Annotated in this window: 17 protein-coding genes; 12 read left to right on the top strand and 5 right to left on the bottom strand. The window is 74.9% G+C overall.

What is annotated here, in order from left to right:
* The first annotated feature begins 29 nt into the window (after positions 1-29).
* The 7 genes from ACFPCY_RS30745 (at position 30) to ACFPCY_RS30715 (ending at position 8,185) form a co-directional block, all read left to right on the top strand.
* Positions 30-3,956 (top strand): AAA family ATPase, encoded by a 3,927-nt coding sequence (locus ACFPCY_RS30745; protein WP_378260921.1) that lies wholly within the window; start codon positions 30-32, stop codon positions 3,954-3,956.
* Between the two features lie 244 nt (positions 3,957-4,200).
* Entirely contained in the window at positions 4,201-5,253 is a 1,053-nt protein-coding gene (locus tag ACFPCY_RS30740; RefSeq protein ID WP_378260919.1) for an LCP family protein, read from the top strand.
* Positions 5,254-5,338: 85 nt separating this feature from the next.
* Complete coding sequence (locus ACFPCY_RS30735) at positions 5,339-5,632, top strand: hypothetical protein (RefSeq protein WP_378260917.1); 294 nt, start codon at positions 5,339-5,341, stop codon at positions 5,630-5,632.
* A gap of 105 nt (positions 5,633-5,737) precedes the next feature.
* A complete protein-coding gene (locus ACFPCY_RS30730; RefSeq protein WP_378260915.1) occupies positions 5,738-5,893 on the top strand; it encodes a hypothetical protein in 156 nt (51 codons plus the stop codon).
* Between the two features lie 443 nt (positions 5,894-6,336).
* Positions 6,337-6,492, top strand: coding sequence for a hypothetical protein (locus ACFPCY_RS30725; RefSeq protein ID WP_378260913.1), 156 nt, complete (start codon positions 6,337-6,339; stop codon positions 6,490-6,492).
* A 95-nt stretch (positions 6,493-6,587) separates the two neighbouring features.
* A complete protein-coding gene (locus ACFPCY_RS30720) occupies positions 6,588-7,079 on the top strand; it encodes a glutathione peroxidase (protein ID WP_378260911.1) in 492 nt (163 codons plus the stop codon).
* A gap of 206 nt (positions 7,080-7,285) precedes the next feature.
* Entirely contained in the window at positions 7,286-8,185 is a 900-nt protein-coding gene (locus ACFPCY_RS30715; RefSeq protein WP_378260909.1) for an oxidoreductase, read from the top strand.
* A 30-nt stretch (positions 8,186-8,215) separates the two neighbouring features.
* On the opposite strand, the gene ACFPCY_RS30710 is transcribed toward ACFPCY_RS30715, so the two are convergent.
* Positions 8,216-8,803, bottom strand: coding sequence for a TetR/AcrR family transcriptional regulator (locus tag ACFPCY_RS30710; RefSeq protein ID WP_378260907.1), 588 nt, complete (start codon positions 8,801-8,803; stop codon positions 8,216-8,218).
* A gap of 95 nt (positions 8,804-8,898) precedes the next feature.
* On the opposite strand from ACFPCY_RS30710, the gene ACFPCY_RS30705 reads away from it, so the two are divergent.
* Both ACFPCY_RS30705 and ACFPCY_RS30700 read left to right on the top strand, forming a co-directional pair.
* Positions 8,899-9,969, top strand: coding sequence for an ABC transporter permease (locus tag ACFPCY_RS30705; RefSeq protein WP_378260905.1), 1,071 nt, complete (start codon positions 8,899-8,901; stop codon positions 9,967-9,969).
* Positions 9,966-10,637 carry an ABC transporter ATP-binding protein gene (locus ACFPCY_RS30700; protein WP_378260903.1) on the top strand — a complete coding sequence of 224 codons (672 nt, stop codon included), beginning with the start codon at positions 9,966-9,968 and terminating at the stop codon, positions 10,635-10,637. Before ACFPCY_RS30705 ends, ACFPCY_RS30700 begins: the two co-directional genes overlap by 4 nt.
* Before the next feature lie 85 nt (positions 10,638-10,722).
* On the opposite strand, the gene ACFPCY_RS30695 is transcribed toward ACFPCY_RS30700, so the two are convergent.
* The 4 genes from ACFPCY_RS30695 to ACFPCY_RS30680 form a co-directional block, all read right to left on the bottom strand.
* Positions 10,723-11,274, bottom strand: a complete 552-nt coding sequence (locus ACFPCY_RS30695; RefSeq protein WP_378260901.1) for a methylated-DNA--[protein]-cysteine S-methyltransferase — start codon at positions 11,272-11,274, stop codon at positions 10,723-10,725.
* Positions 11,275-11,327: 53 nt separating this feature from the next.
* The gene (locus ACFPCY_RS30690) at positions 11,328-13,997 is read right to left on the bottom strand and encodes a DUF7824 domain-containing protein (RefSeq protein ID WP_378260899.1); all 2,670 of its coding nucleotides are present in this window, start codon (positions 13,995-13,997) and stop codon (positions 11,328-11,330) included.
* Positions 13,994-15,409 carry an SWIM zinc finger family protein gene (locus ACFPCY_RS30685; protein WP_378260897.1) on the bottom strand — a complete coding sequence of 472 codons (1,416 nt, stop codon included), beginning with the start codon at positions 15,407-15,409 and terminating at the stop codon, positions 13,994-13,996. The genes ACFPCY_RS30690 and ACFPCY_RS30685 overlap by 4 nt, the downstream gene beginning before the upstream one ends.
* Before the next feature lie 80 nt (positions 15,410-15,489).
* Positions 15,490-16,725: a LeuA family protein gene (locus ACFPCY_RS30680; protein WP_378260895.1), complete on the bottom strand. Its 1,236-nt coding sequence runs from the start codon at positions 16,723-16,725 to the stop codon at positions 15,490-15,492.
* Between the two features lie 73 nt (positions 16,726-16,798).
* Here ACFPCY_RS30680 and ACFPCY_RS30675 point away from each other — a divergent pair, with 73 nt between their 5' ends.
* From ACFPCY_RS30675 to ACFPCY_RS30665, 3 genes are all read left to right on the top strand, one after another.
* A complete protein-coding gene (locus ACFPCY_RS30675; RefSeq protein ID WP_378260893.1) occupies positions 16,799-18,091 on the top strand; it encodes a citrate/2-methylcitrate synthase in 1,293 nt (430 codons plus the stop codon).
* A gap of 111 nt (positions 18,092-18,202) precedes the next feature.
* On the top strand, positions 18,203-18,568 hold the full coding sequence (locus tag ACFPCY_RS30670) for a hypothetical protein (RefSeq protein ID WP_378260891.1): 366 nt from the start codon (positions 18,203-18,205) through the stop codon (positions 18,566-18,568).
* Positions 18,569-18,720: 152 nt separating this feature from the next.
* A complete protein-coding gene (locus ACFPCY_RS30665; RefSeq protein WP_378260889.1) occupies positions 18,721-19,047 on the top strand; it encodes a DUF3817 domain-containing protein in 327 nt (108 codons plus the stop codon).
* The last annotated feature ends 217 nt before the right edge of the window (positions 19,048-19,264 follow it).

Raw genomic sequence — 19,264 nt, 5'->3', positions numbered from 1 at the left:
AGCGGTCCGGACGTCAGTACAGTGCTGTCGTGGACTCCCCGCGGCTTCCGGATCACCTTCAGTTGCTGTTGACCGACGAGCCCGTCCTGGACGTGTACGCGTCCGGTCCGTGGCGGCCCGACGGGCTCTACAAGGAGATGCGCGAGCGCGCGGTCGCCTTCAACGCCGACGAGCGGGCGGTGGTGCTGACGCGGCGGCTCAGCGACTTCTACGGGTCCGGGACGTCCGCGGCGGGGGCCGAGCTGTGGTCGCTGCTGACGTTCCTGCTGGGGGCGGGCGCGGTGCGCGCGGGCAACCGCGGGGACGTCGACTTCGAGCTGCTGGGCGACCTGCTCGCCGATCCCGAGGCGCCGGTCCGGCATCCGCTGGCGTGGTTCTCGCAGGGGGGACGGTGGCGTCCGCCCGGCCTGTGGCTGCCCGAGCCCGCGGGGGACGACCCGGACCGGCGCGCCGTCATGTTCGAGCTCGGCCGCGCCGCGCTGGACGTCCTGGCCGGGCTCGCGCCGCTGGAGGAGCGGCGGCTCGCGCTCGCCGGGCTGTTCGACCGGTTCGCCGAGCGGCCGGCGCTGCGCGACCTGGCGCTCAGCGCGCCGCGCGACCGGCTGGAGGAGGTCTGGACCGCCGAGCTGACCGCCGAGGAGCTGGCCGTCCTGCCCGAGCTGGCCGGGCCGGTCGGGTACCTGGCGTGGGCCTGCGACGGGCTCGCGGCGGCGCACGAGCGGCTGACCCGCGCGGCGCACGGCGCGGAGCCGTTCGAGGTGGCGTTCGCGCGGCTGCTCGCGGCGGGCGAGGTCGCGGAGGCGCCCGCCGAGCTGGCCGTCCCGCTCGGCGCGGACGGCTACGGCGACGTCGCCGACCGGCTCACCGCCGAGGCGGAGGAGTTCGACCCCGACCTCTGGCAGCTCCGGCTGCGCGGCTGGCTCGCGCGCGGGCTCGTCGCGGGCGAGGCGGACGCGTGCCGCGCGTGGCTCGACATGGCCGCGCGCGTGACCGGGGCCGTGCAGGGGCTGCCGGGCGTCGCGGTGAACCCGCGCTGCCGCCTGCCCGTCGGCCATTTCCAGGAGGACCTGCGGCGGCTCTTCGCCGTCCGGCGCGTCCCGAACCCGCTGCGCGACAGGCTCGCGGGCCACCCCGTCGGACGCCCCGCCGCGCGCGACGAGGCGGACACCGGCCGGACGGCCCCCGCCGACCCCATCGACGTCGAGCCGATCGTCGGGCAGGCCGAACTCGTCCGCGCGATGCGCGTCGCGCTCGCCGACCGCGCCGCCGGAAGGCGTCCCGTCCGGCTCCTGATCGCCGGACCCGAGGGCACCGGACGCACCGACGCCGCCGACCTCCTCGCCGAGAGCCTCGCGCGCCTCGGCGCCGTGCGCTCCGCGCTGTGGGTGTCCGACCAGATGTTCGCGTCGGTCGGCGTGAGCGACGCGGTGATGCTGCTGTCCGCGCGCGTGCGCGAATGCGTCGAGACGCGCCTGCTGCTCGTCGTGGACGACCTGGAGCGGCTCGCCTCCGCCGAACGCTGCGGCCCCGCCGCCGTCGAGGAGCTCCGCCGCCTGATCGCCCGCTCGCCCGCCCTGGACGTCGTCGCGCTCTGCCGCACGAACGGCGACCGCCGCCTCCTCGACCTCAACCCCGCCCTCGTACGCGCCTTCGACGTCGTCCGCACGCGCGACCTCACCGAGGAGCACCTCGGCGAGCTCTTCCGCCGCGCGGCCGAGCGCCGCGGCGCGACCGCCGCCCCGGACGTGACGCGCGCCGCAGGCGTCCTGCTCGTCCGCACCCCTCCGCGCGGGAACCTCCGCGGCGCGCGCCTCGCCGACTACCTCGCCGCCGAATCCGTATCCGCCGCCCGCCGGCGCTCGACCGCCTCAGCCGCCCCGCCCGCCGACGACGAGCCCGCCCAGCGCGAGGGGACTGCGCGGGGCGACGGGACTGCGCGGGGCGACGGGACTGCGCGGGGCGACGGGACTGCGCGGGGCGACGGGACTGCGCGGGGGGAGGTGTCCGCGCGGGGGGAGGTGTCCGCGCGGGGCGACGACGCCGCGCAGCGGGGTTCTTCCGCGACGCAGGGTGCGAGCGCTCGTGACGAGGCCGCGCAGCGGGGTTCTTCCGCGACGCAGGGCGGGAGCGCTCGTGACGAGGCCGCGCAGCGGGGGTCGTCTGCCGCTCACGCCGGGGGCGAGAGCGGGCGGGGGGAGGCGGCTGGGGAGCTCGTTCTCACGGTGGCGGATCTTCCGGGGCGGATCACGCCGGGTGGGGCGGCCGAGACGGCTGCGGCCGATCCGGAGGTCGAGCTGGCGGCGTGCGTGGGGATCGAGGCGGTCAAGCGCGAGGTCGAGGCGCTGGTCGCCGAGGCGCGCGCGGAGCGGCTGCGGCGGGAGGCGGGGATGCCGCTCGCGTCCCGGCCGCGGCACCTGGTCTTCACCGGCAACCCCGGGACGGGGAAGAGCCGCGTGGCGCGGGCCCTCGGACGGATGTACGCCGACCTCGGCATGCTCTCCACCGGCGCGCTGTTCGAGACCGACCGGGCCGACCTGGTGGGGGAGTTCCCGGGCGAGACCGCCGTCAAGGTGCGCGCGGCCGTCGAGCGCGCGAGCGGCGGCGTCCTGCTGGTGCGGGACGTGCACGTGTTCGCGACCGCCGAGGGCGCGCGCGGACGCGAGGCCGTGGACGTGCTGCTCTCGGCCGTCCAGTCCCACCCGGACGACCTGCTCGTCGTCCTCACCGGCCCGGAGGCCGAGCTGAACGGGCTGCTGCGGTCGCATTCGGAGCTGGCCGCGACGTTCCCGCGCGTCGTCCGCTTCCCGGACCTGTCGGACGGCGAGCTCGTCGAGGTGTTCGCGCGCCGCGCGGCCGAGGCCGGGTTCGCGCTCGCCGACGGCGTCCTCGGGAAGGTCGGACGGCTCGTCCGGGCGACGCCGCGCGAGCGGGGCTTCGGCAACGCCCGGCTGATGGTCGACCTCCTCGACCGGTCGGTGGCGTTGCAGGGGCGCCGCGTCCTCGCCGACGGCGTCGTGGACGAGACCGAGTCGCTGGACGAGATCCTGCTCGCCGACGTCCCCGACTCGCTCGGCCCCGCCCGCGACGCGCTGCCCGGCGACCCGGTCGCCGCGATCGAGGCGCTGGTCGGGCTGGAACCGGTGAAGGCCGAGGTCAGGTCGCTGGCCGCCGAGGCGCGGGCCGAGCCGATCCGCCGCGACGCCGGGCTGACGCAGAACGCCCCGGCGCGGCACATGGTCTTCACCGGCAATCCGGGCACCGCGAAGACGACGGTCGCGCGGCTGATCGCGGCGGTGTACGCGCGGCTCGGCCTGCTGTCGTCCGGGCACCTGGTCGAGGTCACCCGCGCGGACCTGGTCGCCGAGTACGTCGGGCAGACCGCGCCGCGGGTGCGGGCGGCGGTCGAGCGCGCGCTCGGCGGCGTCCTGTTCGTGGACGAGGCGTACACCCTGGCCGCGGCCGGGAGCGGCGGCGACCGCGCCGACTTCGGCCCGGAGGCGGTGGCGGAGCTGCTGCGGCTGATGGAGGAGCACCGCGCCGACCTGGTCGTGATCGTCGCCGGGTACGCCGAGCCGATGGAGCGGTTCCTGTCGTCCAACCCGGGGCTGCGGGACCGGTTCCCGCGCGTGCTGAGCTTCCCCGACTACAGCGAGGACGAGCTCGTCGCGATCTTCGAGTCGATGGCCGGGTCCGCCGGGTTCCGGCTCGCGGACGGGCTGCTCGGCGCGGTCCGGCGCCGGATCGCCGCGCAGCCGCGCGGGCCCGAGTTCGGGAACGCCCGGTTCGTCCGGAACCTGCTGGACGCCGCGATCGCCCGCCAGGCGCAGCGGATCACCGGCGAGCACCCCGGCGACGGGCCGGCCTCCGCCGAGGTCACGCTGCTGCGCCCGGAGGACCTGCCGCCCGCCCCGCGGCCCCCGAAGGACGACGAACCGGGGCATGGGCACTACCTGTAGGCGCTCGACTGTGTAAGGTGATCCGTCCGGCAGATCGGGAAGGCAACCTTTCGGGGGCGTCCGTCCGTACCAGGGGGCGTGCGCCGGAAGTACCAGGCTTTCCGACCGCGTGTCATATGACGAGATGACCGGACGGTCGGGACAATCATGCGCCAGTGGGACGCGGTGCCCGCGCGGCGTTGTCTAGGGTCGATGTCCAGACGGAACCCGGACCGAGAGCCGGGCGCGAGACAGGAGGAGCGACGTGCATCAGGGAGCGCCGGCCGGGGGCCACGACCCCTACGCCGGGCCTCGGGATCCGTACGCCCCCGGCCCGCAGGACGGCCGCGTCCCGCCGACCCGGCGGCGCCGCAGGCGCTGGCCCAGGGTGCTGGGCGTGGTGGTCCTCGTCCTCGTCCTGCTCGTGGTCGGCGGCTACTTCTACCTCGACTCGCGGCTCAAGCGGGAGGACGTCCTCGCCGACTACCCCGGCCGCGTGTCCGACACGCCGGGCACGAACTGGCTGATCGTCGGCTCCGACAGCCGCGAGGGCCTCAGCCGCTCGCAGGAGAACGACCTCGCCACCGGGCACGCCGAGGGCCGCCGCACCGACTCGATGATGCTGCTGCACTACGGCGCCGGCGGGACGTCCCTGATCAGCCTGCCGCGCGACTCCTACGTGCCGATCGCCGGCCACGGCTCGAACAAGCTGAACGCCGCGTTCGCCTTCGGCGGGCCGAAGCTGCTCGTCCAGACCGTCGAGCAGGCGACCGGCGTGCACGTCGACCACTACGCCGAGATCGGGTTCGGCGGCTTCGTCGGCGTCGTGGACGCCATCGGCGGCGTGAACATCTGCGTCAAGGAGCGGATGAAGGACCCCAAGGCGGGCCTCGACCTCCAGCCCGGCTGCCAGAACCTCGACGGCAAGCAGGCGCTCGGTTACGTCCGCACCCGCAAGTTCGCCCGCGCCGACCTCGAACGCGTCGAGCACCAGCGCCAGTTCTTCGGCGCGCTGATGAAGAAGGCGACGAGCCCGGGCGTCATGCTCAACCCGTTCGACAGCGTCCCGCTGGCGCTGCACGCCACCAGCAACTTCCGCGTCGACAACGGCGACCACCTGTACGACCTGGTCCGCATGATGTGGGCGATGCGCGGCGTGACCGGCGGCGACGGCGTCACCACGACCGTCCCGATCGGCGGCACCGGCAGCAGCGCCGCCGCGGGCTCCTACATCACCTGGGACAGGACGCGGGCGGGCCGGCTCTTCGGCGCGCTCAAGGACGGCAAGCCGATCCCGAAGGACGTCGTCACCAAGTGACTCGCCGGTGTCGGCGGGAAGCGGGACGCTTCGGACGGACCGACGCGTCGGACGGACAGAGGCGTCGGACGGATAGAGTCGGCGCATGTCCCATGAGAACGCCGCCGCCATCCTGGATTCGCTGTCCACGGCCGAACTGCACGACCGGGCCGTGAAGCACGCCCGGGACCACCACGACGTGAAGTTCCTCTGGGAGCTGCTGCGGGCGATCCCGGCCGCAGCGGCGTCCCTCGGGGACGAGGAGCGCGCCGAGTACGACATGCTGCACAGCCTGTCACTGCTCCAGGAGGCCGCGCACTCCGGCGAGGGCGAGCTGGGGCGGGCGCTGCGCCCGGTCTACATCGACTACCTGACCAGGCACGGCGGCGGCGAGGGCTGATCCCCCGGGCCACGGACTGACGTGGTCTTTACGTTGCGTTGAGGCACCCCGGCCCGGCACGGGGCATTACTCTGGGTAGTAGCTTCATCGCAGAGGGTGGGGGCCATGAATAAGAAACATCTCAAGCTGGCCGCGATCGCTTTCGTGGTCTGGTACGTCGTGAGCAGGCCCGAGGGCGCGGCCAACCTGGTGAACAGCGCCATCGGAGGTCTCGGAGGAGCTGCGGAGTCGTTCTCGCAGTTCGTCAGCGCCATGGCGTAGCCGGCCCGAGCGGCCATCCGTATTCGGTCCGAGGTGCCGTCCCGTAGCGGGGGCGTTCACCCAGCCCCGTGCCCGTGGAAGGGCGCGGGGCTTTTCTCGCGTCGGCCCCCCTTCCCGGCAACTCCGGGCGCCCTCCGCGACGCCTGACCGGACGCGCGTCGCATGGTCCGGCGGATTCCTGGGGAGTCCTGCGGGTTTCTTGTTCGGGGCGGGTGCGGCGGTGCGGCGGGGACGCCGTCTTTTCGAACCGGGTTCCGCATCCGGTTTCGTCGCCGAACCCCAGGTGGGAGACGGTTTCGCCTACGGGGTAAGGGATCCCGCCCACTCGCGGGCGAGCGCGGGCGGGATCCTCACAGTAAAATCCCGCTTAGCGGCCAGCCGCAGACGGGCACAATTGGATCGGGTCAGTGTGTCGCTGCGCTACTACAGGGACGGCGTTCGGGATGAAGAAGAACCTCCGCTATGTGGCCATCGCCTTTGTCATCTTCTACCTGCTGAGTTCACCCACCGCTGCGGCCCATGTGGTCAACAACGCGTTCACCCAGCTCGGCCGGGCGGGCAGCCAGCTCTCCTCGTTCGTGAACGCGCTGGGCACCTGACGGTCCGCGCCCGTCCCAGCGCCGGCGCGCCGGCGGGGCGGGCGGGACGGCTCCCGGTGCGGGCGACCCGCCGGAGACCGTCCTAGGATCACCCCATGTCTGTCTTCGACGTAGAGATCGACGGTCTGCGGGGTGGGTCCGCGGACCTCGGGCAGTACCGGGGCAAGGCCGTCCTTGTCGTCAATGTCGCCTCCAAGTGCGGCCTCACCCCCCAGTACGCGGGCCTGGAGCGGCTCCAGGAGCGGTTCGCCGAGCGGGGCTTCACCGTCCTCGGCGTCCCGTGCAACCAGTTCATGGGCCAGGAACCGGGCACCCCGGAGGAGATCGAGCAGTTCTGCTCCACCACCTACGGCGTCACGTTCCCGATGACCGAGAAGATCGAGGTCAACGGCGAGCACCGGCACCCGCTCTACCAGGGTCTCGTGGACGTCCCCGACGCCGAGGGCCACACCGGCGACATCCGCTGGAACTTCGAGAAGTTCCTCATCGCCCCGGACGGCGCCGTCGCCGCCCGCTTCTCCCCGCAGACCGACCCGGAGTCGGACGAGGTCGTCACCGCGATCGAGAAGACGCTGCCCGCCTCCTGAGCCACTTCCGCCGCCGCGGCGCGGGCTCCCGGCCCGCGCCACCGGCGGCCCGGCCTGCCCCGACACCGCCTCTCCCGGCCCTCGCCCCGCGCCGTCCGCCCGGGCGACCCGTGGCATGCGTCACCTTGTCGCCGTCCGACCTCGCGTCTAGCTTGAGGTCGGACTCGGGGTCGGACTGGAAGTCGGACGAGACGCGGAGGTGCACCATGAGCGGCTGGACGGCGGCGGACATTCCCGACCTGCGGGGCCGGAGCGCCGTCGTGACGGGCGCCAACAGCGGGCTCGGCTTCCACACCGCGCTCCAGCTGGCCCGGCACGGCGCGGCCGTCACGCTCGCCTGCCGCAGCGCCGAGCGCGGCCAGGCGGCCTTCGACCGGATCCGCGCCGCCGCGCCGGACGCCGACCTCGCGCTCGCCTCCCTCGATCTGGCCGACCTCGCCTCCGTCCGCGCGTTCGCGCGGCGGCGCGGGGACGAGCCGATCGACGTCCTGGTCAACAACGCGGGCGTGATGGCCCTGCCGAAGCGCACCACGGCCGACGGCTTCGAGATGCAGTTCGGCACCAACCACCTCGGCCACTTCGCGCTGACCGGCCTCCTGCTGCCCGCCCTGCGCCGCGCGCCCGCCCCCCGCGTCGTCACCGTGACCAGCGGCGTCGCCTGGACGGGACGGATGCGCTTCGACGACCTCCAGGGCGAGCGCGGCTACCGCCGGTGGCTCGCCTACGGGCAGTCCAAGCTCGCGAACCTGCTGTTCGCCAAGGAACTCGCCCGGCGCGTCCCGGACGTGACGAGCGTCGCCGCCCACCCAGGCTTCGCGGCCACCAACCTCCAGACCGCGGGCCCGCGCATGGCGGGCCGCCACCTGGCCGAGCGCCTGGCCACGCTGGGCAACGCGGTCCTGGCCCAGTCCGCCGCGATGGGCGCCCTGCCGATCCTGTACGCGGCCGTCGTCCCGGACGTGACCCCCGGCGCCTGCTACGGCCCGCGCCTGTTCCAGTACCGGGGCGCCCCGGCCAAGGTCACGCCCCCGCCGCAGGCCAACAGCCTCCCCGTCGCCCGCCGCCTGTGGGAGGAGTCCGAGAAGCTGACCGGCATCACCTACTGACCGCGCCGCAGCCGCCCGGCGGCCGGTGCTTCAGGCGGGTGGCGGCGTCAGGCCGTGGACGGCCTGGGCGACGGCCGCTTCCACGACCGTCTCAGCCGCGGCGGGAGTGCGCGTGGCGAGGGAGGCCGCGGCGTCCACGATGCCCTGGACGAGGGCGGCGCGCAGTTCGGGATCGGGGATGCCCGCGTCCTTGAGGGCGTCCGCGAGGGGACGCAGCAGCTGGGCGTGGCCGTCGCGGATGCGTTCGCGGGCGGGTTCGGCGAGCGCGTGCTCGACGAGCTGGACGGCGGCGGCGTGGCGGCCGTCCGTCATCACCTCGAGCTGGGCGCGGACGTACGCGCCGACCTTGCCGACCAGGTCCGGCGGGCCGGTGAGGGCCTGCTCGACGAGGGCGGCCCAGCGCGGCAGCTCCTCCTCGACGATCGCGGCGACCAGGTCGTCCTTCGAGCGGAAGTACTCGTAGAGGCTCGGCCGGGACAGCCCGACGCGCCGGGCGAGCGCGGCGAGGGACAGCGCCTCGATGCCCTCCTCGGCGACGAGCGCGCGGGCCGCGTCGAGCAGGGTCCGCAACTGCCGGGCGCGGTGCTCGGCGACGGTGGGCTCGCTGATTCTGGGCACCCGGCCATTCTACGTTTCACGACGTCGCGTCGGTAAGTTGGCGTTCCGACGCCGCGTAGGTATCTTTGCCTACGCATCGTCGGAAACTTAGGGATGTGATCGTCGTGTGGTTCCTCGCCTGGCGCGAGATCAGGCACGGCCGGGTGCGGTTCGGACTCACGGCCCTGCTGGTGGGGCTCGTCGCGTTCCTGGTCTTCATGCTCACCGGGCTCGCCGTGGGCCTCGGCGACGCCGGGGTCTCGGGCCTCCGGAAACTCCCCGCGGACGTCGTCGTCTACGCGGCGGGCGCGGAGAAGACCCTCTCGCGCAGTTCGCTCCCTGCCGCCGACGCCGAGCGCATCAAGGCGGTGCCCGGCGTGTCGTCGGTGCAGCCGATCGGTCAGACGATGGCGCAGGCCAAGGGGCCCTCCGGCGAGTCGCTCCCGCTGGCCCTGATGGGCGTCACCCCGTCCGCGCCCTTCGCAGCGCACGCCCTCGCCGGGGGCGGCATCGTGCTCGATCGGACGCTGGACGGCAAGGCGCGCCCGGGTGATGTGCTGACCGTGCAGCCCGGCGGAGTGCGGCTGGCCGTCGCCGGGTTCGCCGAACTCGGGTCGATCCAGCACACGGCCGTCGCGCAGGTGCCGTTGAGCGTGTGGCGGCGCGTCCAGCCGTCCGCCGTCGGCGCTTACCTGGTGACCGGGCCGGGCGACGCCGCGCGCCTCGCCCGGGACGTGTCCGCGGCCGTCCCCGGCACGGACGCGGTGACCAAGGCGACGGCGGTCGAGTCCGTGCCGGGGTACAGCGCCGAGACCGGCACGCTCGACCTGATCCGCGGGTTCCTGCTCGCCGTCACCGCGCTGCTCACCGGCACGGTCTTCTGGATCTTCACGATGCAGAAGGAGCCGAGCCTCGCCGTGCTGCGCGCCACGGGCGCGCGGGCCCGGCTGCTCGTCGGCTCCCACCTCGTGCAGGTGGCGCTGACGACCGTCCTCGGCGTCGCGCTCGGGCTCGCGGTCGTCGCCGGGATCGGCGCGGCCATGCCCACCGGGACGTTCTCGCTGCCCGGCGACGCCGCCGCGGTCTCGGCCGGGCTGCTCGCGGCGCTCGCGCTGGGCTCGTCCGCCGCGTCCGTGCGCCGCCTGCTCACCGTCGACCCGCTGCTCTCGCTCGGGAGGAACGCATGACCGCCGCGACCGCCACCGCCCCGCTGGACCTGCGCGACGTCCACCACGCCTACGGCGGCGTCGAGGTGCTGCACGGCATCGACCTCGTCCTGAAGCCGGGTGAGGTGACCGCGCTGCTCGGGCCGAGCGGCTCCGGCAAGACGACGCTGCTGGCCGTCGCGGGCGGCCTGCTCCGCCCGACGTCCGGCCGCGTCCGCGTGCTCGGCGAGGACATCGCGGGCCTGCGCCTGGATCGGGTCGCCCGCCGCGTCGCGTTCGTCCTCCAGGCGGGCTCGCTGATCCCGTACCTGACGGTCGAGGAGAACCTGCTCGCGCGGCGCGTCGTCGCCGGATACAAGATCACCCGCGCCGACCGCGCCCGCGCGGCCGGACTGCTCGCGGCGGTGGACCTGGCCGCCAAGGCCCGCCGCCACCCGGACCGGCTCTCCGGCGGCGAGCGCCAGCGCGCCTGCGTGGCGCAGGCGCTCTACACCGGCGCGCCCGTGCTCCTGGCGGACGAGCCGACCGCCAGCCTCGACCGCGTGCGGGGCCGCGCCGTCATGCGCCTCCTCGCCGAGCACGCCCGCGAAACCGGCGCGTCCGTGCTGGTGGCGACGCACGACGAACGCGCCCTCGACCTCGTCGACCGCACCCTGACCATCGAGGACGGCCGCCTGCTCCCGCCCTGACCCCGCGAGGGGCCGCGGCCGGGCGCCGATCAGCGGGCGCCGGTCACAGGGCGGCGGTCACAGGGCGGCGGTCACAGGGCGCCGGTCACAGGGCGCTGGGACCGTCTTCCAGCGACCAGTCGAGGGTGGCGGGGAGCGAGCCCTCCATCGTGAGCAGCCAGCGCTTCACCTCGATGCCGCTGCCGCCGCTGTACCCGCCGATGCCGTTGGACGCCACGACGCGGTGGCACGGCACGATGAGCGGGATCGGGTTGGAGCCCATGACCTGGCCGATGGCCTGCGCGTTCACGCCCGCCTCGGAGCGCTCGCCGAGCGTGCCGTAGGTGATCGTCTGACCCCAGCGGACCCGCTCGTACAGCGTCTCCAGCACCCGGCGCTGCAACGGGTTCGTCAGCCGCCAGTCGATCGGCAGGTCGAACGCGTGCGGGTCACCGCCGAAGAACATCTTGAGCTGCGCGAGCGCCTCGCCCGTGCGGTCCGGGTCGTCCACGGCGGGGAGGCCGAGCTGCGTGGCCGTCCGCGCGCGGGTGCCGGGCGTGTCGCGCCAGGTGAGACTGGCGACGCCGGTCTCGGTCACGGCCACCAGCAGGCGTCCGAGCGCCGTGTCGAGCGAACCGAACGCCAGAGTTCCGGACATCTCTCCCCTCTCCGTCGAAGCCGGCGTCCACGCTACGCCTCCCCACCGACGGTTCACCCGGCCCGCGCCAAGGTCCGCTGGAGGCGCCGGGCCTCCCGGACGAGCCGGGACGTCCCGCCGCGCGCCGCGGTGTCCGCGAGACCGGGCAAGTCGGCCCGGACGCCCAGCGCCTCGGCGCAGCGCGCGGCGATCTGCACCAGGTCGCCGAGGCCCGGCGGCGCGGGCGCCGTCGCCGACGCGGCCAGCAGCGGCGGGAGCGCCTCGCGCGCGGCCTCCCAGACCTCCGCGTGCGCGCCCGCGTGCGCCGCGTCGGCCAGGACGCCGACGATCCGGTTGAGCTTCACGCCGCCCAGCCCGGCCAGCGTCGCGATCGTCCGGCCGAGGTCGGCGGCGGGAAGGAGGTTCCGGGACGCCAGCACGAGCAGCGCCTCCAGGGCGGTCGCGCGTGCCGTGGCCTTCTTGGCGGACGCCGCGTAGGCGAGGACGGCGGCCGTCGCGGGCCCGGCCGGGCCGTCCGCTTCGGCGAGGGCGAGGACGGCGTGGTCCACCGCGTCGAGCGCCCACTGCGCATCGATCTCCGGCAATCCGGACACGGCGGGTAGCAGGTGCGCGGCGGCGACCTCGCGGTGCGTCGGCATGATCCGGGGCAGCTCGTCGTACCCGGGCCAGTAGCCCAGCGACGGCAGCGAGCTCCAGCCCTCCCCGTCGGGCAGCGTGAACAGCGGCCACGCGTCCGCGATGCCCTGGCCGGGGACGGCCGGCACGACCGTGGGCAGAAGCCGGACGGCCTCCTGCTGCTGCCGGCTGTAATAAGGGTGGCCCCTGCGCCGGATGGTGACCGGCGCGAGCGTGATCGCGGGGCTGGGCGGGACGTCCGCGCCGAGATGCTCCGCCAGCGCCCGCCCGCGCTCGGACCGCAGCTCACCGGCCTTCTTCAGCACTTCCGCGGACACCTCCGGCGGTGTGCGCAGCAGCGCCTGCGCGAGGTCCGCGCGGCCGATCTCCAGGCCGTCCGCCTCGTACCGGAGGGCGCGCTCGACCAGGACGTCCGGGGCGATCAGGCCGTTCCCCTCGGTCGGGACGGCGAGCAGGAACGGCGTCCGGCCGAGGCCCTCGACGGCCTCCAGCATCCGCCAGATCAGGAACCGGATGGGCGCCGGGCGCTGGGTGTTGCGCCGCTCCCAGCGCTCCGGCGGCGTCTTCGACAGTTGCCTGAGCCGCGCCCGCAGCGCGCCCGCGAGAGCGCGCTTCCCGCCGGCGGGCTCGTGCCCGAGGTTGCCGAGGCGATCGACGGCGCGTCCGAGCAGTTGCCTCGGGTCGTCCTCGCGGTTGGGCTCGAAAGCCCGGAAGTACCAGGGCTGGGCCTGCGCCAGCTCGGACACCGCCGCGCGCGTGCCGTCCGGGTCCCGGTACGCGCACTCGACGAGGCCCGCCATGACGCGTTCGAACCCGTTCCATCCGGTGCCGCCCAGGACGGTCGTCATCGCCTCGACCAGCTCGGCGGCCGAGCGGATCGGCGGCGTCGCGACCGGGGGCGAATAGGGCGGAAGCGGGTCGAAGACCCTCGGCTCCTCGCCCTCCACGGACGGCTCGAACCCCGGAATCAGCGCGCGGAGGTCGGCGGGCAGGGACGCGGCCGCGCCGAGGGCCGCATCGCGCGTCTCGACGGTCGCCGCGCCCGCGTGCTTCCGGACGAGCTTCACCGCGCGCTCGCGCAGATCCAGGTCCTCGGCCTGGAACAGGGGCAGGACGGCCAGCACGGCGGCGTCGGCGCGACCGTCGCGGCCCGCCGTCCGGTTCGCCCACACCAGCGCGGAGCGGACCAGCCGCTTCTCGGGCCGGAACACGGCGCCCTCCACCGCCTCGGCGAAGGCGTCCAGCGGGATCGGGGCCGCCTCGTCCACCCGCCGGATCTCGCGCAGCGCCAGCACGGCCGCCCCGCCGGACGCGGCGGGCAGCAGCCGCACCAGGTCGCGCAGCCGCGCCGCCGCCTCATCGACGGTGGGGGCCAGCGCGTCGTACAGCTCGCAGAACCAGCGCAGGTCCTGGGGGCGCCCGCCGCGCAGCAGGCGGCGGACGCACCCGTCCAGCGCGTCCGACCGGTCGAGACGGCCGGACGCGACGAACTCGGCGAGCGGGGCGACCCACGTCCCGTCGCCCGCGCCGTCCACCTCGAAGAGGCGGGGGACCAGCGCGTCGGCGAACGGGTCCCGCGCGACGTCGTACGGCCCGGGACCCCACCGCGTCCACCCGAGGACGAACCCCTCGTCGGACGGCGGCGCCCCGCCCGCGCGCGGCACGAGCGCGGCGACCGCGTGCCAGAGCCCCTCGTCCTGCCACCGGTCGCGGATCCGCGCGGCGGCCCGCCGCACGACGTCGGCGACCCACTCGTCCGAGCGGTCCTCCACCGCGAGCGTCAGCGGCGGCTGCGTGCTCGACGCGCTCCGCCGCTCCCAGCGACGCGTCCACCACCGCAGGTCCGCGCGGGCCAGCCAGCTCGCCGCGCCCGCCGCGCCGCCGATCGTGGCGAGCCCGGCCAGCAGCAGCGCGTCCGCCACCGGCGCGTCGATCAGCCCGTACTGGGACGCCTCCCGCACCTCGCGCAGCAGCTTGGGCAGCTCCTTGGCGACGGCCTTCCGCTCCGCGGCCCCGAGCCCGCGGACGAGCCCGAGCACCTCCCGCCCGCGCCCCGCGACGATCGCCGCCCGCACCTCCTCGTTCACGCCCGCCCCCCGACACCCGGCGCGCGAACGTCGTCCGGGTGGGCGGAGGCCCCAACGCCCGAGCCGTCGCCGACGGGCCGGGAGCCGTCGCGGACGAGCCGTGCCGCCAGGACGTGCTTGCAGGGCCCCCGCCCGCCTCGATGATCGAGCCACCACGGGCACGTGCAGGTGGCGCGGTCACCGTCGAACCGGACGGTCCGGGTCTCGCCGGTCGTCACCCGGGCCAGCTCCGGCGTCTCGAACCGGACCGCGCCGTCCTCGGCGAGGGCGCGGGCGGCGCGCAGGCGCGGGTTCATCTCCGCGACCCGCGCCGGGTCGTACGGCAGCTCGCGGTGGAAGTGCGCGGCTTCGGCGAGGTCGTAACCGACCCGTCCGGACGTGCCGAGCTGGGTCAGCGCCGCGCGCGTCCGCGCGGGCGTCAGGCCGGCGCCCGCCGCGAGCAGGTCGGCGTCCAGGCGCGGCTCGAACGCGAGCAGCGCGCCCACGAGGTCCGCGTCCGCGGCGGTCTCGTCGGCGGCCAGCGCGTCCAGGACCGCGCCCTCGCCGGAGAACCCGCGGAACGTCTCGGGAGACAGCGTCAGCACGTAGCGCATACCGGGCAGTTCCAGCTCCCACGCGGACGCCGCGGGCTGCGATCCCGCCGTGACCGGCGGCCCGTACAGGCGCAGCGCGCGAGCGAAGCGCAGGAGCGGCAACAGAGTCGCGAGCCGATGCGTCCCGGCGAGGCACACCGCGCCCGGCGCGGGACGCGTCGTCAACCGCAGCGACCGTCCCGCCGGGACGGCCCACAGCACCTCGCCGCGCCCGCCGCGCGGCAGCCCCCGCAGGAACCGGACGGCGTCGGCGGCGCGCAGCTCGGCGCGCGCGTCGAAACCGGAGGCGATCACCTGCACCTCGGCGAACCCGCGCAGCCAGCGGTCCGGCAGCGGCACCTTCTTCTCGACCGTCGCGCCGTCGAGCGTGGTGACGACGAGCTCGGCCGTCCCGACCGCCAGATGCATCGGGTCGTCGCCGACCCTGGCCAGCGCCTCGCGCAGCGGGCCGTTGACGTCCACGTTGGTGGTGCCGAGCTCGACGACCTCGCCGTCCAGCGCGTCCTGCAGGACGTCGAGCCGCGCGTAGACGCCCCCGCAGGCCGAGAACGACTCCAGGCGGAGCCGGTCCCCGTTGCAGGTGACCACCGGGTCGCGCAGGGCGGTCGGCTGCGGACGGTGGTACCGGGTGCGCGCCACGTCCGCGAGCCCGAGCAGTCCCGCCGCGGCGGGCGCGGCGCGCGTCAGCACGCCGCTGAAGAAGTGCGGGTGGTCCGCCCGTCCGCTCGACGCCGTCGTCCCACCCGACGTCGACAACCCGAGGCCCGCGCCCGTGAGCGCCGACGGACGGACGTACTGATACGCCTGTGCGCTGCTCATGCCCGGAACATAGAGCCGCCCACCGACATCCCGGCCCCGCCCGGAACCCCGCGTCCGGAAGAGGACGCGGGGTCCCGCGGTCAGGACAGCTGGGAGGGGAACAGGAGCGCCAGCTCGGACGGGTGCGCGGCGATGAGGCGGAGCTCGTCGTCGGTCAGGGGACGGCCGGTCATCGCGTTGCAGAGCTGGACGAGCTGGAACGAGAGCTCCGGGTCGGACGGTTCGACGCCGAGTTCGTCCATCACGTGGCGGAAGCCGGCGCGGCCGCCGTACTCGCCGGTGAGGACGACGCGTCCGCGGCGGGCGTGCAGGTCGTCCGGGAAGGGGCCGAGGGTGCTCTCGTCGAACAGCTCGTAGTTGCCGTGGTCCTTGAGCGCGCCGTCCGCGTGGATGCCCGACTCGTGCGCGAACGCGTTGACGCCCGCGCCGACCTGGTTGTACGGCAGCGGCTGGCCGAAGGCGTAGCTCGCCCAGAGCGCGAAGCGGCGCGCCCAGGACAGGTCGAGCGCGTCGCCGATCTCGGCGTCCACCCCGAAGGCGTGCTCGAACGCGAGGATCGTGGACAGCAGGTCGGCGTTCCCGGCGCGCTCGCCGATGCCGTTCACGCAGGTGTTGACCCAGGCGTCCTGCCCGGCCTCCAGGTCGCCGAGCGCGCCCGACACCGAGTTCGCGACGGCCATCCCGAGGTCGTTGTGGCAGTGCGTCTCGACCGGCATCTCGATGACGGCGGCGAGCTTGGCGAACCGCTCGCGGATCCGGCCGGGGCTGTCGCCGCCGATCGTGTCGCAGTAGCGGACGCGGTCCGCGCCCGCCTCCTTGGCGGCGAGGGCGAACTCGTGCAGGAAGCCGTCGTCGGTGCGCGAGCCGTCCTCGGCGTTGACGCCGACGGTCTCGACGCCGCCCGCCTTCGCCGCCCGGACGGCGGCCTGCGCCTCGCGGATGATGGCCGCGCGGTCCAGCCTCCCGCGGAACTTGTTCGCGATCATGTAGTCGGACGTCGAGATCGACAGGTTCATGTGCCGCAGGGAGCGGCCGGACGGCGAGCGCACCTCCAGCGCCTTCTCGACGTCCGCCGCGACGCCCCGGCACCAGCCGGAGAGCCGCAGGCCGCCGAACGCCCCCGCCTCCTCCAGCGCGAGCTGCGCCCGGACGTAGGGGACCTCGTGGAACAGGAACGGGAAGCCGATCTCCGACTGCGCCACGCCGAGCCGGCCCAGGTACAGGTTGACCATCGTCTTGCCGAACTTCGAGAGCCCGGTGCGCGCGGTCTGGACGCCGTCCCGGTTGGTGACGTCCAGGAAGTGAATCTGAGGCATGGCCTCAGATTGACACCGGAATCGACATGTATCAATATTGACTATAATCAACATCGAAGCGAGGGGATCGCAGGTGGGGGAGTGGATCGACGCGGCATCGGCCGCCGAACGGCTCGGTGTGAAACCCGCCACGCTGTACGCCTACGTCAGCCGGGGCGTGCTCCGCCGCCGCCGCGACGAGGCGGGCCGCCGCTCGCTGTTCGACGCCGCCCAGGTGGAGGAGCTGGCCCGCAAGGGCAGGCCGCGCCGACCGCCCGGCCCGTCCGAGCTGGCCATCGAGTCGGCCGTCACCGCCCTCGGCCCGGACCGTCCCTACTACCGGGGACGGGACGCGCTCGCCCTCGCCACCGGCTTCCCGTTCGAGTCCGTGGCCGAATGGCTCTGGACCGGCGACCCCTCCGCCCTCGACCGCGAGTCCGCCCTCGACCGCGAGTCCGCCCTCGACCGCGAGTCCGCGACCGGCCGGGAGGCGGCGACCGGCGGTTGGCGGGCGTCGGACGAAGGGGTTCGCGCCGCACGCGCCGCCCAGTCCGGCCTCCCGGACGACCTGCTGCCCCTCGACCGCCTCCAAGTGATCACCACCAGCCTCGCCGCGACCGACCCGCTGCGCGTCCACATCGACCCGGACGGCGTCCTCGTCACGGCCCGCGCCCTGATCGCCGGCCTGGTCGACGCGCTGCCTCCCGCCGCGCGGACGGCCGGCACCGGCAGCGCGGTCTCCGGTGGCGCGGGGGTGGCGGCGAGGTTGTGGCGGGCGCTGAGTCCCGAGGACGCGACGCCCGGGCTGCTGCGGGCGTTCGAGGCGGCGATGGTGCTGCTCGCCGATCACGAGCTGGCGGCGTCCACGCTCGCGGCGCGGGTCGCGGCGTCCGTGCGGGCCGATCCGTACGCGGTGGTCACGGCGGGGCTGGGCGTGGTCAGCGGGCCGCTGCACGGCGGCGCGTCCTACGCGGCGGAGCGGCTGTTCGCCGAGGCGGGCGAGCCGGGGCAGGTGCCGCGCGTGATCGGCGACCGGCTGCGGGCGGGGGAGCGGATCCCGGGGTTCGGGCACACGGTCTACAAGGCCGGGGACGCGCGGGGGACCGTCCTGCTGGAGCTCGTCCGGGATGCCGCGCCCGGGCACCCGCGCGTCGCGGTCGCGGACGCCGTCCTCGCCGAGGCGAAGCGGCGGCGGCTCCCCGAGCCCAACATCGACTTCGCGCTCGCCCTGCTCGGCGGTGTCGCCGGGCTGGTCCCCGGCGCGGGCGAGGCGATCTTCGCCGTCGCGCGCGTCGCGGGCTGGCTCGCCCACGCCCTGGAGGAGTACCAGGGGCGCTCGCCGCTCCGTCCGCGCGCCGTCTACGTCGGCCCGCCCATCGAGGGCTGAGCCCCTCGCGCCGTCGCGGCCCTTGTCCGGCCTGACCTGGAGGATTCCACCGCGCGGACGCTTCGGCGGGGGTCTGCACGGGCTCGGCGGAGGCGGGGGTACGCTCGTGGCGTGCGAAGGTTCTTCACCCCCGGCTGGATCGGGCTCCACGCGACGGCGATCGTGCTGTTCGGGGCGTTCCTCGGGTTCGGCTGGTGGCAGTTCGACCGCGCGGAGGCGGGCAACGACCGCAGCTGGGCCTACACCTTCGAGTGGCCGATCTTCGCGATCTTCGTCGTGGTGATGTGGGTCAAGATGATCCGGGACGAGCTGACCGGCGAGGAGTCGATCCCGCGCGGCCCGGAGGTGATCGAGGAGCCCGCCGAGAAGGCGGTCACCCGCGCGATCATCAAGCGGCAGGAGACCGAGGACCCCGAGCTCGCCGCCTACAACCGCTACCTGGCCCGGCTCAACTCGCAGACCGGCCGCCGCGACTAGGCGGCGCGTCGCGGTGGACGCCTCGCGGTGGACGCGCCCGGTGCGTCCGGAGCGTCGATGCGTGTGCTGCGGGCGGGGCGGCCGGGGCGTCCGGTCGAAGGAAACGAACGTCGGTGAGCGCGCCGCGGGGCGCGCCGAGAGAGGTGTGACTCGTGGAAGCGGCCATCAAGCGGTACCGGATCATGGCGCTGCTCGTCGGCGTGATGCTGCTGATCCTGGTCTTCGTCGCCATGCCGCTGCGCTACGTCTGGGACCAGCCCGGCGCGTCGGCGGTCGTCTCGCCGATCCACGGGATCCTGTACATGGTGTACCTGGTGACGGCGTTCGACCTGTACCGGCGGGCCGGCTGGCCGTTGTCGAAGATGGTCCTCATGGTGGCGGCGGGCCTGGTGCCGTTCCTGGCGTTCTACGTCGAGCACCGGATCGTCCGCGACGCGCGCGCCGAACTGGAGCGCGGCGCCGTGGCGGCCGAGGCCTGATCCCGGCGAGAGCCCGACCCCGCCGAGGGCCTGTCCCGGCGAGAGCCCGACCCCGCCGAGGGCCTGATCCCAGCGAGTGCCCGACCTCGCCGAGGGCCTGTCCCCGGCGAAAGTCTGATCCTGGCGAAAGTCTGATCCGGTCGCGGCCCGATCGGGCCGCGGCCGGCTCGCGTCGCCGATCTCCCCGAAAACTGGACGCCGGCCCGCACTCCGCCCT

This window comes from Actinomadura gamaensis, from assembly GCF_042652125.1.
In the GTDB taxonomy this organism is placed as follows: Bacteria; Actinomycetota; Actinomycetes; order Streptosporangiales; family Streptosporangiaceae; genus Spirillospora; species Spirillospora gamaensis.
Note: the sequence above shows the minus strand (reverse complement) of the source record. Positions and strands in the feature narration are given on the sequence as shown.